The organism is Nonomuraea sp. LP-02 (assembly GCF_036289125.1).
Lineage (GTDB): Bacteria > Actinomycetota > Actinomycetes > Streptosporangiales > Streptosporangiaceae > Nonomuraea > Nonomuraea bangladeshensis.
Genome location: NZ_JAXCLK010000001.1, coordinates 4371189 through 4385952 on the forward strand (window position 1 = coordinate 4371189; position 14764 = coordinate 4385952).

Consider the following 14764-nt stretch of genomic DNA (forward strand, 5'->3'; position numbering starts at 1 on the left):
GCTTGTTCACACGACGAGCCCAGCTCATCCGGCATTCCGCGCTTTACCAAGCGCTTGTTAGGATGCCGGGATGAGAGAGGCCTACATCGTCGGCGCCGTCCGCAGCCCCGTCGGGCGCAGGAACGGCGGCCTGGCCCGCACCCATCCCGCCGACCTCGGCGCCCACGTGCTCAAGGAGCTGATGAGCGGCGTGGACGCCGATCCCTCGGCCGTCGAGGACGTCATCTTCGGCTGCGTGGACACCGTCGGACCGCAGGCGGGGGACGTGGCCCGTACCTGCTGGCTGGCCGCCGGGCTGCCCGAGGAGGTGCCCGGCGTCACGGTGGACCGCCAGTGCGGCTCGGCCCAGCAGGCGCTGCACTTCGCCGCCCAGGCCGTGCTGTCGGGCACGAGCGACCTGGTCGTGGCGGGCGGCGTGCAGAACATGAGCATGATCCCGATCTCCTCGGCCATGCTCGCCGGGCAGGCGCTCGGGCACGCGGACCCGTTCACCGGCTCCAAGGGCTGGGCCGCCAGGTACGGCACCCAGGAGGTCTCCCAGTTCGCCGGCGCGGAGCGGATCGCCGAGCGGTGGGACCTGTCGCGCGAGGAGATGGAGCGGTACGCGTACGAGTCGCACCGCAGGGCCCTGCGCGCCATCGACGCCGGATGTTTCCGGCGGGAGATCGCCCCCTGCGACGGCGTGAACGACGACGAGGGCCCGCGACGGGACACCACGCCGGAGCGGATGGCCGCGCTGAAGCCCCTCGTCCCTGGTGGCCGGATGACCGCCGCGCTCGCCTCGCAGATCTCCGACGGGGCCGCCGCCCTGCTCATCGCCTCCCCCCGCGCGGTACGCGACCACGGCCTGACCCCGCGCGCCCGCGTCCACCACCTGTCGGCCCGCGGGGACGACCCGATCACGATGCTGACCGCGCCGATCCCGGCCACCGCGTACGCGCTCGGCAGGACCGGCATGTCCATCGACGACTTCGACGCCATCGAGGTCAACGAGGCGTTCGCCCCGGTCGTGCTGGCCTGGATCAAGGAGACCGGGGCCGATCCCGCCCGGGTCAACCCGAACGGCGGCGCGATCGCCCTCGGCCATCCGCTCGGCGCGACCGGCGCGGTGCTCGCCGTCAAGCTGCTGCACGAGCTGGAGCGGACCGGCGGCAGGTACGGCCTGCAGACGATGTGCGAGGGCGGCGGCCAGGCCAACGTCACCGTCATCGAACGCCTGACGTCAGAAGATGCCTCTAGCAAATAAGAAACTTTCCTATTAGATTCGGAGGCATGCCACAGAGCGGTGACCTGCTGCGCCTCGCCGACGCCGTCCTTTTCCCGGGCTTCGCCGGGCGGACGCCACCCGACTGGCTCCGCCGCAGACTCGGCGAGGGGCTGGCGGGGGTGGCGCTGTTCACGCGCAACATCGCCGACCCTGACCAGCTCGCCGGGCTCACCGCCGCGCTGCGCGCCGAGAACCCCCTGGTGCTCGTCGGCGTCGACGAGGAGTCGGGCGAGGTCACCCGCCTGGAGGTGGCCGGCGGCAGCAGCCGGCCCGGCGCGTACGCGCTCGGCGTCGTGGACGACGAGGCCCTGACCGAGGCCGTCGCCCGCGACCTCGGCGCGGACCTGGCGAGAGCCGGGATCACCATCGACTTCGCGCCGTCCGCCGACGTCAACTCCAACCCGGACAACCCGGTCATCGGGCTGCGGGCGTTCGGCGCGGAGCCTGAGCTGGTCGCCCGGCACACGCGGGCGTTCGTCCGCGGCCTCCAGGCGGCGGGCGTCGCGGCCTGCGCCAAGCACTTCCCCGGGCACGGCGACACCTCCGTGGACTCGCATCACGGCGTGCCCGTGGTCGCCGGGGACGGCTTCGAGGACGCGCTGCTGCCCTTCCGCGAGGCGATCAAGGAGGGCGTCAGGACGGTCATGACGGGGCACCTGCTCGTGCCGTCGTACGACGCCGAGCTGCCCGCCACGCTCAGCCCCAAGGTGCTCACCGGGCTGCTCCGCGAGGAGCTGGGCTTCGACGGCGTGATCATCACGGACGGCATCGAGATGGCGGCGGTGTCGGAGGCGTACGGCATCGGGGGCGCCGCCGCCCGCGCCATCGCCGCCGGGGCGGACGCGATCTGCGTGGGCGGCGAGCGGGCCGACGAGGCGACGGCCGTGGAGATCCGCGACGCCATCGCCGCCGCCGTCGCCGACGGACTGCTGCCCGAGGAGCGGCTGGCCGACGCCGCACGCCGGGTCCGCGAGCTGGCGACCTGGGCCGCCGCCTCCTCGGGCGGCTCTAAGGGCGGCTCCACGGGCGGCTCTACGGGCGGCTCCACTGGCGCCGGGGCCGGCTCGCGGGACGGTGGGCTGGGGCTGGTCGCGGCCCGGCGGGCCGTGCGGGTGACCCGCCGCTCCGCCGCCGCAGTGCTGCCGCTGTCCGGCCCGGCGTCCGTCGTGGAGCTGGCGCCCGAGATGAACCTCGCCATCGACAAGAACACCCCGTGGGGCGTCGGCGAGCCGCTGTCGCGCCTGCTGCCCGGCACCACCATCGCCAGGCTGACCGCCGCCGAGGCGACGGGCGCGGCGCTGGAGCGGCTGCTCGGCGCGGCGATCGGCCGCCCGCTGGTGATCGCGGTACGCGACGCGCACCGCTACGCCTGGCAGGGCGAGGCGCTGGGGCACCTGCTGAGCGCCCGCCCGGACGCCGTCGTGGTCGAGATGGGCCTGCCCGCGCGGGCCGACCTCGGCGCGGCGCACGTCGCCACGTACGGCTCCGCCCGGGTCTGCGGGCAGGCGGCGGCGGAGGTCCTGACCGGTAGGCTCTGAGCCGTGGAATTCGACGGCGAGGACCTCTCACGCAAGGCGCTGAGCGAGCGGCTGCCGCCCGGCGAGCCGCACGTCTTCCGCGGCTGCGACCTCACCGAGACCGACCTGTGGGGCGCCTCGCTGGGCGGGGCCGTCTTCGACGCGTGCGTGCTCGACCAGACCGACTTCCGCCGGGCCGACCTCGACGGTGCGGTGTTCACCGGCGGGGGCGGGATGCGGGTCCGCTTCAACGACGCCGACCTCATCGACGCCGCCTTCACCGACGTCGACCTGTCCTCGGCCCAGTTCGCCGGGGCGCTGCTCACCGACGCCTCCTTCACCGGCTGCCGCATGATCGGCGCCTCGCTGACCGCCTCGCGCGGCACCGGCTTCCGGCTGTCCCGCTCCAACCTGACCCTCGCCAACCTCGGCGGCTGCTCGCTGCGGGGCGAGCTGGTCGAGGGCGTGCGCTTCGACGACGCCGACCTGTCGGGCTGCGACTTCACCGGCGCCACCTTCAGCGACTGCCGTTTCATCGGCACCCGGCTGCTCGGCACCACGTTCGCCAAGGCCGACCTGCGGGGCGCCGACCTCGGGCAGCCCGACGACGCCAAGCTGCGCGCCTTCGCGGGCGCGATCATCAACCAGACCCAGGCCAACGCCATCCTCGCCGCCCGGGGCATCACCGTCCTCTAGCGACGATCGCACGAAAACGTGGCTCAGTCTTCGTCCAGGAAGACGGCTTGTACGGGGCACGCCCGAGCGGCCTGCTCGACGGCGGGCCACGACGCGTCGGCGGGTGCGGCGTCGTACACCAGCTCGTCGTCGTCATCGAGGGCGAACACCTCCGGAGCGGCGAAAACGCATTGGGCGTGGGTCTGGCACAGGGTCCTGTCGACACGGACGCGCATGGTCGCCTTTCAGGTGGGGTTGAAGCGGGAGTACTTGCCGAACGACCACCGCTGGGGGACGTCGCCGGCGATGTGGACGATCTTCTCGACGTCGAAGTCGATCAGGCGCTGCGCGCCCGGTACGGCGGCCGCCCTGTCCGGGTCCCAGTCCACGCGGGCGCGGCCGGTCAGGTGCAGGGTGTGGCCGTTCTCCCAGTCGAGGAAGAGCAGCCCGCAGCGCGGTTCGAGTTCGAGGTTGCCCAATGTCATGTACATCGCGTTGCCGACGTAGTCGGGCCAGGTCAGCCGGCGGTCGCCGGTCACGGTGACGAAGCCGGGGTTGCCACCCCGGTGCGAGGCGTCGGCGCCCAGCCCGGCCGCGTACGTGGCGATGAAGAACGTGTCGGCCCCGGCGATCCACCGCCGGTGGTCGGCGGCGAGCTCGCCGGTGACGAGCGCCGTCCTGCTGACCGAGGGGGAATCGGTGACGTAGGCGCGGGTCTGGATGTACTTCGGGCAGTTCGAGTACACCTGCTCGGTCTGAATCACCAGGCGGCCGCCGTCGTCGTGGGCGCGGCCGTTGACCCGCATCCGTCTCCGGGTGGCCGGCTCGATCGCGAGCATGCCGACCGGCCGCTCGGTGCCGAAGAGGCCGGCCAGCGGATCGCCGGCTCCGGGCAGCCGGTCGGCGATGATGGTGCGGTCGTCGGGCACGGTCACGAAGCCCGGCGGGCCGGTGAGCGCGCCGGCCCATGCGGCGCCCGTCTCGTCCGCGGCCGCGATGACCACCAGGCGCTGCTGCCCGAGGAAGTCCGCAGCCACCTGGGGGATGGTCGTGCCCACGCCCGCCGACCCCCAGCCGTCGACGGTCAGACCGGCACGGCGCTGCACGACACGCTCACCTCGATGGAACATGCGAACCCTTTCTCCTAGAAGAAGCCGCAGGTGGGGGCGCCCTGGACGGGCGCCGACGAGGTCTCGGCGCCGGTGGGCGCGTAGATCTCCAGGCGGATGCCGTCCGGGTCGCTGAAGAAGACGCCGCCCGAGGACGCGCCCTCGCCGTGCGGGACGACCCCGTCGTAGGCGAACCGCACGCCGAGGTCACGCAGGACGGCCTCGTGGCGGCGGACCGCCTCGATGTCGGGCACCTGGAACGACAGGTGGTGCAGTCCGGGGCGATCCGTGGGGAAGGCGCCGCCGCTCTGCTGCCACAGCGTCAGGACGAGGGCGCCGTCGCGGCCGAGGAAGGCGAACCTGCGCTCGCCGTCGGTCTGCTCGGCCAGGGTCTCGAAGCCGAAGACCTGGCGGTAGAAGGCGATGGAACGTGCCAGGTCGGTGACGTTCAGGGCGACGTGCCCGGTCTGCAGGGCCGGTGTGGTCATGGGGGATCTCCAGAGTGAGCGCGGTTTCTAACGGCTGACTGCCGCTGCAAGCGTTAGAAATATGGCAGACGATTTCTCATGGTGTCAACCGGCCGGTAGCGTTAGAAAGGTGGAAGTGGCACACCTCGCAGGCGGCGGCGCCCCGTTCCTCGGCGAACCGCCGCCGATCGAACTCGCCAACACCTCGTACGCGGTGCGGGGCCGCCCCAAGGACGGCCTGCAGAGCACCGAGCACTTGGCCGCGTGGCTGCGCGACATGCGCCCACGCCTGGCGGTCCCGCTCACCGACGCCGACCTGCGTGAGGTGAGCGACAGCGACCTGCACGCCGCCAGGGAGGTCCGGGACGCCGTCCGGGCCCTCGCCGCTGCGGCCGTCGACGGTCGTGCTCCTGATCCCGCCGCCGTCGCGGTGCTCAACGGTCACGCGCGTCAGACCCCGCGCTGGCACGAGCTGCGCACGACCCCCGAACCGCACCTGGCGGTCTGCACCGCGGGCCGGCCTGTCGCGGCCGCGATCGCCGCGCTGGCCGAGGAGGCCGTCGTCCTGTTCGCCGGGCCGCTCCGCCACGAGCTGCGCGCCTGTCACGGCCCCGGCTGCGTGCTGTACTTCGTCCGCGACACCACCCGGCGCGAGTGGTGCTCAGCCGGCTGCGGCAACCGGGCGCGCGCCGCGCGCCACTACGCCAAGGTGCGGCAAGGCTGAGGAGTCAGGCCCCTTACCTGGTCCACAGGGCGTCCTGGACGGCCTGCACCAGGGCCATGAGCTCGGGCGTCACCCGTTCCCTCGACCACGCCAGCGCGTACGTGATCCGCAGCTCCCCCGCCTCCAGCGGCACGAAGCGCACGTCGTCCCTGCGTACGGCGCGGACCAGGAGCTGCGGGATCGGCAGCACGCCCGCGCCCGCCGCGACCAGGTCGAGACCGGCGGCGAAGTCGTCGTCGGGCACCAGCCGGGCGTGGCCGGGCAGCCCGGCCCACGGGCGGGCGGAGGGGGTGAGCAGGGTCTGGCCGGCCAGGTCGTCGGGAGCCAGCCGGGGCCGGGCGGCCAGGCGGTGCGCGGCGGGCACCGCCACGTGGTCGACGGTCACGTGGAAACGGGCCGCCGTGACGAACGCGGCCGGGGCCGGGGTGGCGAGGATGGCCGCCGAGACCTCGCCCGCCGCCAGCGCCCGCGCGGCCTCGGCGCGCCCGGCCGCCCGCAGCTCCACCCCGATCGACGGGACACGCCCGGCCAGGCGGCGGACGACGCGGGCGGCGAGCGTGCCGACGAGCGGTGGATAAGCCAGGTGAATGGTCGGGCGGGCGAGCCTGGCGGCCTCGGCGGTGAATGCGGCGACCGACTCCAGCGCCTGCTCGGCGTAGGGCAGCAGGGCCTTGCCCGCGGCGGTGAGGCGTACCTCGCGGGCCGAACGCTCGAAGAGGCGGACCCCGGAGGCGCGCTCCAGGCGGGTGATGGCCTGGCTCATCGCCGGCTGCGACATGCCCAGGTCGGCGGCGGCGGCCGAGAAGCTCAGCCTGGCGGCGACCCGCGTGAAGCAGTGGATCTCCCTGAGCATAAGCAGCATCGATCCATGGTGCACCACCCGGCTCCGGATCGGCACGATCACGGCGATCACTCGTACGCCGAAGAGGAAGCCGAGGGGCAAGATGACGCCGTTTCCGACGTCCACCGTGCTGGGATATCCGCGGATCGGGCCGCGCAGGGAGCTGAAGCGGGCGCTGGAGTCGTACTGGGACGGGCGGAGCACGCGGGCCGAGCTGGAGCAGGCCGGGGCGGAGCTGCGCGCGCGGACCTGGCACAGGCTGGCCGGGCTGGGGCTGGAGGGGCTGCCGTCCAACACGTTCTCCCTGTACGACCACGTGCTCGACACGGCGGTGCTGCTGGGCGCGGTGCCGGAGCGGTACCGGGAGGCCGCCGACCCCTACTTCGCGATGGCCAGGGGCACCGACGGGCTCGCGCCGCTGCGGATGACGAAGTGGTTCGACACGAACTACCACTGCCTGGTCCCCGAGCTCGGCCCGGAGACCACGCTCAAGCTGGACGCGGCCAAGCCGCTCGGCGAGATCCGGGAGGCGCGCGCCCTCGGCTACGAGACCCGTCCCGTGTTCGTGGGGCCGGTGACGTTCGTGCTGCTCGCCGGGGCGCTCGACCGGCTGGACGACGTGCTCCCCCTCTACGAGGAGCTGCTGGGCGAGCTGGCCGCCGAGGGCGTGGCCTGGGCGCAGCTCGACGAGCCCGCGCTGGCGGCCGACCGGACGCCGGAGGAGCTGGCCGCCGTGCGCGCCGCCTACGAGCGGCTGGGCGCGGTGCGGGCGCGGCCCCGGCTGTTCGTGGCGTCGTACTTCGGGGAGCTGGGCGCGGCGCTGCCCGCGCTGGCCGCCACGCCGGTGGAGGCGATCGGCCTGGACCTGGTACGGGGCGGCGTCCCCGCCGCCGACCTGACGGGGAAGACCGTGGTCGCGGGCGTGGTGTCCGGGCGGGACGTGTGGCGGACCCCGCCGGAGCGGGCGCTGGCCGCGCTGGCGGCCCTGTCCGCGACCGGGGCGGAGCGGGTCGCGGTGAGCACGTCGTGCTCGCTGCTGCACGTGCCGCACGACGTGGCGGACGAGCCGGAGCTGGATCCCGGGCTGCGGGCCCGCCTCGCCTTCGCCGACCAGAAGGTGGCCGAGGTCGTCGCCCTGGCGGGAGCGCTGGGCGACCTGCCCGCGACCGGGCTCCAGGAGAGCGGGCCGTCCGTGGCGCTCGCGGACCCGCCGCCGGCCGGGGGCCGGGCCCCCTACCCGGTGCGGGCGGCGGCGCAGGCCGCGCGCCTCGGGCTGCCGCCGCTGCCGGTCACCACGATCGGCTCGTTCCCACAGACCGGGGAGCTGCGCGCGGCCCGCGCCGCCGTCGCGGCGGGCACCCTGACCGAGGACGCCTACGAGCGGCGCGTCGCCGCCGAGATCGAGCGGGCGATCCGGCTGCAGGAACGGCTCGGCCTGGACGTGCTCGTGCACGGCGAGCCCGAGCGCAACGACATGGTGCAGTACTTCGCCGAGCGCCTCGACGGGTTCGCGGTCACCAGGAACGGCTGGGTCCAGTCCTACGGCTCGCGCTGCACCCGGCCGCCGATCCTGTACGGCGACGTGCGCCGGCCGGCGCCGATCACCGTCCGGTGGGCGGAGTACGCCCGGTCGCTGACGGACCGGCCGGTCAAGGGCATGCTGACCGGTCCTGTGACGATCGTGGCCTGGTCGTTCCGCCGCGACGACCTGCCCTTGCGTGACGTGGTGTTCCAGGTCGCGGAGGCCGTCAGGGAGGAGGTGGCCGACCTGGAGGCGGCCGGGGTGCCGATCATCCAGGTGGACGAGCCGGCGCTGCGCGAGCTGCTGCCGCTGCGGCGGGCGGCGCAGGAGGAATACCTGGAGTGGGCGGTGGCGGCGTACCGGAGGGCCACGTCGGGGGCCGGCGACAGCACGCAGATCCACACACACCTCTGCTATTCGGACGCCGACCAGATCCTGGCCGCGATCGACGGGCTGGACGCCGACGTGACCACCATCGAGTCGGCCCGGTCGGGGGCGCGCATCCTGGACGCGGTGGAGGGGTTCGGGCGCGGGCTCGGGCCGGGCGTCTACGACATCCACTCGCCCCGGGTGCCCTCGTCCGGGGAGGTCGAGGAGCTGCTGCGCAGGACGTTGCGGGCGCTGCCGGCCGGCCGGGTGTGGGTCAACCCGGACTGCGGGCTGAAGACGCGGACGTACGAGCAGGTGGAGGCGGCGCTCGCCAACGTGGTCGCAGCCGCCCGCCGCCTGCGCGCCGAGATCTGAGCGGGGGTCAGGCGAACGTCCAGGGCAGATGGGCGAGGGCGGCGTCGGCGTAGTGGCGTGGGCCGGTGCTGAGGCCGTAGGCGAGGTCCTCGATCAGCGCGCAGCGGGCGTAGAAGCGCACGCGGGCCCGGTCGTCCTCGTCCAGGGAGCCGGGGTGGTGGGCGACGACCAGCTCGAAGACCTCGGGGCCGAGGTCGCGGTAGAGGCGGGCGAAGTCGTGCGCGGGATCGGTGACGGCGGCGTCGCTCCAGTCGATGACGCCGGTCACCGCGCCCGTCCCCGGGTCCACCAGGATGTGCTCGGCGCCCAGGTCGTTGTGGCAGAAGCGCAGCGAGCGGGGCTCGCCCGGCGGCTCCTCGGCCAGGAACCGCTCGACCAGGGGACGCTGGTCCTCGGGGACGTGCCGCTCGACGTCGCGGTAGTCGAGCTCGGCCTCCTCCAGGAGGGTCGCGGCCGGGTAGAGGTCGAGCGGCGCGAGCTCGCCCAGGCGCTCGGGGTCGGCGGCGTGCAGGGCGGCGAGGAAGCGCCCCAGCGGCTCGGCGAGCCGCTCGGGCCGCTCCGGCGGGCTCGTGTTGAGCGGCTCGCCCGGCAGCTTGCGATAGGCGAGCGCGCCCGCCTCGGCGTCGGCGAAGACGACCTCGGGCACCGGAAGCGGCGACAGCCCGGCGACTGCCGCCAGGAGCTCCACCTCCTGCCGGAGCGCCTCGGGGTCGGCCGCCTTGGGCAGCCTGATCAGCAGCTCGCCGTTGACCTCGTGCACGGTGTGGTCGAGGCCCCGGCCGAGCGGGCGGACGGAGTCGACCTGATAGCCGGGGAGGTGGCGGGCCAGCAACGCGCGGATGTCGCCAGTCACATCCCGCACCCTAGAGGCGGACGGGCCGGCGCGCGAGCCATTTGCGCGCACCGGCCCAAATCATCACACCCGGCCCAACTCATCACACCCGGCTTATTTCACCGCACCTGCCGTCAGACCCGCCTGGATCTGGCGCTGGAAGACCGTGTAGACGACCAGCATCGGCAGGATGGCGAGGGTCAGCGCGGCGAACAGGGCCGACCAGTCCTGGTCGTAGCCGGCCGCGGTCGAGATGTCGGCGATGCCCTGGGTGAGCACCCACTTGTCCCGCTCCTGGAGCAGCACCAGAGGGAGCTGGTACTGGTTCCACTGGCCCAGCACGTTGAAGATCGTGATGCTGACGATGCCCGGCCGCGCCATCGGCAGCATGATCTGGAAGAACACCCGCGTGTGCGAGGCCCCGTCCACCATGGCCGCCTCCCCCACCGCCGTCGGCAGCGTACGGAAGAAGGCCGACAGGAAGAAGACGGTGAACGGCATCGAGTACGCGATGTACACCAGCACGAGCCCGGCGTGCGTGTTGAGGCCGATGAACGGCCCGACCACCGGCAGGTTCCCCATGTTCTGGACGACGAAGAACAGCGGCGTCAACGCCAGGTAGACGGGGAAGGCCAGGCCCGACACGAACAGCAGATAGATCGCCCGGTTGCCGCGGAAGGGGTAGCGGGCCAGCACGTACGCCGCCATCGACCCGACGAGCATCGTGCCGAACGTGCTGAACACCACCACGACCACGCTGTTGAGCATGTACTGCCCGATGTGCGCCTGCTCCCAGGCCCGCCCGAAGTTGTCCCAGCGCAGGGCCGCGGGCAGCGACCAGGCGTCGCCGAAGATCTCGTCCTCGCTCTTGACCGAGGCCAGGAACGTCCACACCATCGGCACGATCACCAGCAGCGTCCAGACCAGCAGCGCCACGTGCGTGAGCACGCCCATCGGGCCGAGCCGCCGCCTGCGCTCCGCGCGGGCGAGCTTGCGCGAGTTCGCCACCGTCCAAGTCGTCGTGCTCATCTCTAGTACTCGATTCGTTCGCGCCTGGACAGGCGCAGCGACAGGACGGCGAACCCGACGATGAAGAAGAACATCATCACGCCGAGGGCGGAGGCGTAGCCGAAGCGGAAGTACTGGAAGGCGTTGCGGTAGATCTCGGCGGCCATGACCGTGGTCGACCAGTCGGGGCCGCCGTGCTGGTCGGTCATCACCCACACAATCGCGAACACGTCCAGGGCGAGGATGCCGAGGTAGACCCAGGCGACCTGAAGGGTGTCCCAGAGCAGCGGGAGCGTGATGCGGAAGAAGAGGCTGAGCCGGCCGGCGCCGTCGATCTGCGCCGCCTCGAACATGTCACGGGGGATGCTCGCCAGGCCCGCCGAGAACAGCACGACGTAGAAGCCGACGGCCTGCCACACCATGACGCCGAGCACCGACCAGAACGCCACGTCCGGGTCCGACAGGAACCCGATCGGGCTGATGCCGAGCGCCATGAGCGGGCCGTTGAGCATGCCGCTGCCGTCCGGCCGGAACACCTGCTGGAACAGCACCGCCACCACGGCGACGGCCAGCACCTGCGGGAAGAAGAACACCACCCGGTAGAACTTCGACCCGCGGATGCCGGTCACGCCCTGCGCGCCGCCCACGTTGAGCAGGAAGGCGAAGAACAGCGCGATGACGATCGTGAGCAGCGGCAGCAGCACCAGCAGGGCCGCGTTGTGCGTGACGGCCTTCCAGAAGATGTCGTCGCTGAACAGGCGGACGAAGTTGTCCAGACCGACGAAGGCGGGCGTGGCCGTCACGCCCCGCCAGTCGGTCATCGCGATGTAGAACGCCTGGGCGTACGGCGAGATCACGTAGACCAGGTAGAGAATCACCGGGGCTGCCAGGAACGAGGTGATGAACAGCCCGCGGCGATATCTGTTGAACAGCATCAGCGCTTGTACTTCTTGATCGAGGAGTCCTTCTTGAGCTCGTCGGCCTTCTTCTGCAGGCGCTCCAGGTAGGCCTCCGGCTTGAGCCCGCCGGTCATGAGCTCGCCGGTGGCGGCGACGGCCTCGTCCTTGAGCTGGGCGTACCAGGTCTGCCAGCGGTAGTAGACGACGTTCTGGCCGGCGTCGGCGAACGCCTTGGTGGCGCTGGCCGCGCCCGGGGAGAGCTGGCGGCCCTCGCCCGCGCCCTTGACCACCGAGACGGTCTTGACCAGCTCGCTGAAGTCGCCGGCCGCCTTCTTCGACAGCATGGCCCGCAGGTACTCCATGCCGCCCTGCGGGTTGGGGGACTTGGACGGGACGATGAAGTTCTCGCTCGGCTGGCTGTGCAGGGTGCCGTACGGCATCGCGTCGGAGCCGGTGATGTCGGGGATGGGGAACATGCCGTACTCGAAGTCGGCCGGGGTGGTGGTCTTCTGCTCGTTCTCCAGCCAGGAGCCGGAGGGCAGCATCGCGACCTTGTACTTGTTCTGGGCGGTCTGGGTCTGGACGTGGTCGAGGCCCGGAGTGCCCTCCATGAGGTATTTGGCGCCGATCTCCGCCCAGGCGGTGGCCGAGGTCTTCATGGCCTCGGTGGTCCAGGCGCCGTCCTCCAGGTTGTCGATGTTGACCAGCACCTCGTTGCCGCCGATCTTGGCGGCCGTGGTGAGCAGCGGTTCGTACAGGTATTGGGGGAACTTGCCGGCGTAGGTGAAGGGCGCCATCTTGCCGGACTTCTTGATGGTCTCGCAGAGCTTGAGGAACTCGTCCCAGGTCTTGGGCGCCTCCCAGCCGTTGTCGCGGAACGCCTTCTGGGAGTACCAGATGCCGAAGATGTAGTTGACGTAGCCGAGCACGCTGAAGGTGCCGTCGTAGGTGCCGAGGTCGATGACGGCCTGGTCGATGGTGTCGCGGACCTTGACGTTGGGATCGTCCCAGCTCGGGGCGTCGAGCAGCGGCGTGAGGTCCTGGAGCTGGGAGTCCTGGGCGAGCGCGCCGAAGTCCATGGCGTTGGCGCCGGAGTTGTCGATCACGTCGGGCGGGTTGCCGCCGGCGAAGCGCGGCTGGAGGACCTTGGTGATCTCCTTGGTCGCGTTGTGCTTGATCTGCGCGTCGGGATACTTGGCGGCGAACAGCGGCTGGTGGATGTTCTTGGCGTAGTCCTGGCCGAAGCCGCCGTCGAAGATCCACACCTCCAGCGGCTTCTTGCCGTCCACGCCGAACGGGTTGGCGGCGCTGGTCGCGACCGGCGCGGCCGAGCCGGACGCCGCCGGCTTGGCGGCGGGAGTGGCGCACGCGGCGAGCGCGCCGGCCACGGGCACGAGGGCCGCGCCACGGAGGAGTTCACGCCTGCTGATATGGGGGGTGGGCATAACGGCTACTCCTGACTTCTTACGATTCGCGGATCGTCACGCTCCGCGCCTGATGCGACCCTGGTAGCGGCTCTCCAGGGCCTTGTTGTGCTCGTCACCGCCCGTCACGTTGACGGACAGGTAGACCGGGGGCGTCTCCCCCAGCGCGACGAGCTCGTCCACCGCCTCGGTGACCACCATCTGCGCCAGCAGCGCCGAGGTGATCGTGGACACCGCGCCGTAGCTGCCGCCGCCGGGCAGGTCGAGGATCGCGTCACCGTACGGAGCGCCGTTGTCCAGCACGACGTCGGCCAGGTCCATGAGCTTGGCCCCTGACGGGTGGCGCGAGGTCATCCCGGTGCTGTGCGCGACCGAGGTCAGGGCGATGAGGGGGTGGCCGCGGTCCTTGACGAGCGTGGCGAGCTCGACGACCGTGCCGTTGATGCCGGAGCTGGAGATCAGCACGAACACGTCCTCCGGCGCGACCGGCGCGAGCGCGTAGATCTCGTGCGCGACGGCGGGATCGCGTTCCAGCTCGGGGGTGAGCACGCCCGGCGGGCGGCCGCCGTACAGGACCAGGTCGCGGGGCGAGAGGCGGTTGCTCGGGACGAGGCCGCCGGCCCGTCCGGCGATCTCCATGGCGATGGCCTCGGAGTGGCCGGAGCCGAACGCCTGGACCACCCCTCCGGCCCTGAGCGCGGCCACCAGCAGCGCTGACGCGCGCCTGACGGGCTCCGCCTGGCTCTCCGCGACCCGCCGGGCCAGCTCCAGGACCTCGTTGACGTACGACATTCAGCCTCTTTCCACCCGATGACTCTCCACGGCGCTGATCGTGCGCTCGAACGCCTCGTTCGTGCGCTCGTAGGTGCGCTGGGCGACGGCCACGTACACGGCGTCCAGCACGAAGACCTGCGAGTGGACGGCGGCCAGCCCGCCCAGCCGGAACGTCGTCTCCCTGCTGGCGGTGGTCAGCACCAGGTCGGCCAGCTCGGCCAGCGGGCTGCGCGGGAAGGAGGTGACCGCGACCGTCAGCGCTCCGTGGCTGCCCGCCTCGGCCAGCGCCTCCATGACCTCGCGGGTGCGGCCCCGGTGGCTGACGCCGACGGCCACGTCGCCCTCCTTGAGCAGCGCCGCCTCGGCCAGGGCCACGTGCGCGTCGCCCGCGCTCCAGCCGGGGACGCCGATCCTGCGCAGCCGCCCCTCCAGCATCCTGGCGACGTCGCCGCTGGTGGAGACGCCGACCAGGAGCACCCGGGGCGCCGCCACGATCGCGTCGGCCACCTGGGCCACGGTGTCCAGGTCGAGCTGGGCGGCGGTGTCCTGGATGAGGCGGGTGTCGGCGGCGGCCATGACCTCGATGGCCGTGTCGAGCGGGTCGTCGGGCCCGATCTCGTGGCCCACGCCCGCGCCCCAGCCCGCCTGGGCGGCGCGGCCGGTCTCGGTGGCGAGCGCCACGCGCAGCTCGGCGTAGCCGGAGAAGCCGAAGGCCCGGCAGAACCTGGTCACGGTCGCCGGCGAGCTGCCGGCCCGCTCGGCCAGCGCGATGATCGTCGATCGCGCGGCCTCGGCGGGGTCGCCGAGTATCACCTCGCCGACCCGGCGTAACGCCTCCGGCAAACCGGGTAGTTCTGTCTCGACGCGTCCGAGCGCACCTGAAGTCACGAATATTCCTTCCGAATACCCGGCCTTGCGGCGAAAATTATTCTTGCTAACCGGCGTAGTCAACCCCCAGACT

At 72.3% G+C, this 14764-nt stretch carries 15 protein-coding genes; 5 read left to right on the forward strand and 10 right to left on the reverse strand.

The genetic code is table 11. The features are described from left to right. The first annotated feature begins 70 nt into the window (after nt 1-70). From SMD20_RS20255 to SMD20_RS20265, 3 genes are read left to right on the forward strand one after another with little or no spacing between them, the layout of a single operon-like run. Nucleotides 71-1246 carry an acetyl-CoA C-acetyltransferase gene (locus SMD20_RS20255; RefSeq protein WP_329583370.1) on the forward strand — a complete coding sequence of 392 codons (1176 nt, stop codon included), beginning with the start codon at nt 71-73 and terminating at the stop codon, nt 1244-1246. A gap of 26 nt (nt 1247-1272) precedes the next feature. Further along, nucleotides 1273-2805: a glycoside hydrolase family 3 protein gene (locus SMD20_RS20260; protein WP_329583373.1), complete on the forward strand. Its 1533-nt coding sequence runs from the start codon at nt 1273-1275 to the stop codon at nt 2803-2805. A 3-nt stretch (nt 2806-2808) separates the two neighbouring features. Next, complete coding sequence (locus SMD20_RS20265; RefSeq protein WP_329583376.1) at nt 2809-3480, forward strand: pentapeptide repeat-containing protein; 672 nt, start codon at nt 2809-2811, stop codon at nt 3478-3480. A 23-nt stretch (nt 3481-3503) separates the two neighbouring features. Here SMD20_RS20265 and SMD20_RS20270 read toward each other — a convergent pair whose 3' ends face one another. The 3 genes from SMD20_RS20270 to SMD20_RS20280 are packed head-to-tail and all read right to left on the reverse strand — an operon-like array spanning nt 3504 to nt 5056. Further along, nucleotides 3504-3695 carry a ferredoxin gene (locus tag SMD20_RS20270; RefSeq protein ID WP_329583379.1) on the reverse strand — a complete coding sequence of 64 codons (192 nt, stop codon included), beginning with the start codon at nt 3693-3695 and terminating at the stop codon, nt 3504-3506. Nucleotides 3696-3704: 9 nt separating this feature from the next. Next, entirely contained in the window at nt 3705-4565 is an 861-nt protein-coding gene (locus tag SMD20_RS20275; RefSeq protein WP_329583382.1) for a pyridoxamine 5'-phosphate oxidase family protein, read from the reverse strand. A gap of 38 nt (nt 4566-4603) precedes the next feature. After that, nucleotides 4604-5056, reverse strand: a complete 453-nt coding sequence (locus SMD20_RS20280; RefSeq protein WP_329583385.1) for a VOC family protein — start codon at nt 5054-5056, stop codon at nt 4604-4606. 109 nt (nt 5057-5165) lie between these two features. Here SMD20_RS20280 and SMD20_RS20285 point away from each other — a divergent pair, with 109 nt between their 5' ends. Then, on the forward strand, nt 5166-5759 hold the full coding sequence (locus tag SMD20_RS20285) for a CGNR zinc finger domain-containing protein (protein WP_329583387.1): 594 nt from the start codon (nt 5166-5168) through the stop codon (nt 5757-5759). A gap of 13 nt (nt 5760-5772) precedes the next feature. Here SMD20_RS20285 and SMD20_RS20290 read toward each other — a convergent pair whose 3' ends face one another. Then, nucleotides 5773-6621 (reverse strand): LysR family transcriptional regulator, encoded by an 849-nt coding sequence (locus SMD20_RS20290; protein ID WP_329583389.1) that lies wholly within the window; start codon nt 6619-6621, stop codon nt 5773-5775. Between the two features lie 82 nt (nt 6622-6703). Here SMD20_RS20290 and metE point away from each other — a divergent pair, with 82 nt between their 5' ends. Beyond that, nucleotides 6704-8866, forward strand: coding sequence for a 5-methyltetrahydropteroyltriglutamate--homocysteine S-methyltransferase (gene metE, locus SMD20_RS20295; RefSeq protein WP_329583392.1), 2163 nt, complete (start codon nt 6704-6706; stop codon nt 8864-8866). Nucleotides 8867-8873: 7 nt separating this feature from the next. On the opposite strand, the gene SMD20_RS20300 is transcribed toward metE, so the two are convergent. From SMD20_RS20300 to SMD20_RS20325, 6 genes are all read right to left on the reverse strand, one after another. Further along, nucleotides 8874-9719 carry a phosphotransferase family protein gene (locus SMD20_RS20300; protein ID WP_329583394.1) on the reverse strand — a complete coding sequence of 282 codons (846 nt, stop codon included), beginning with the start codon at nt 9717-9719 and terminating at the stop codon, nt 8874-8876. Between the two features lie 93 nt (nt 9720-9812). Beyond that, a complete protein-coding gene (locus tag SMD20_RS20305) occupies nt 9813-10727 on the reverse strand; it encodes a carbohydrate ABC transporter permease (RefSeq protein WP_329583397.1) in 915 nt (304 codons plus the stop codon). A gap of 2 nt (nt 10728-10729) precedes the next feature. Continuing rightward, the gene (locus tag SMD20_RS20310) at nt 10730-11641 is read right to left on the reverse strand and encodes a carbohydrate ABC transporter permease (protein WP_329583401.1); all 912 of its coding nucleotides are present in this window, start codon (nt 11639-11641) and stop codon (nt 10730-10732) included. After that, nucleotides 11641-13050: an N-acetylglucosamine/diacetylchitobiose ABC transporter substrate-binding protein gene (ngcE, locus tag SMD20_RS20315; RefSeq protein ID WP_329583403.1), complete on the reverse strand. Its 1410-nt coding sequence runs from the start codon at nt 13048-13050 to the stop codon at nt 11641-11643. The genes SMD20_RS20310 and ngcE overlap by 1 nt, the downstream gene beginning before the upstream one ends. A 36-nt stretch (nt 13051-13086) precedes the next feature. Then, entirely contained in the window at nt 13087-13821 is a 735-nt protein-coding gene (locus SMD20_RS20320) for an SIS domain-containing protein (RefSeq protein WP_329583405.1), read from the reverse strand. After that, the gene (locus SMD20_RS20325) at nt 13822-14691 is read right to left on the reverse strand and encodes a MurR/RpiR family transcriptional regulator (protein WP_329583408.1); all 870 of its coding nucleotides are present in this window, start codon (nt 14689-14691) and stop codon (nt 13822-13824) included. Nucleotides 14692-14764 lie beyond the last annotated feature (73 nt).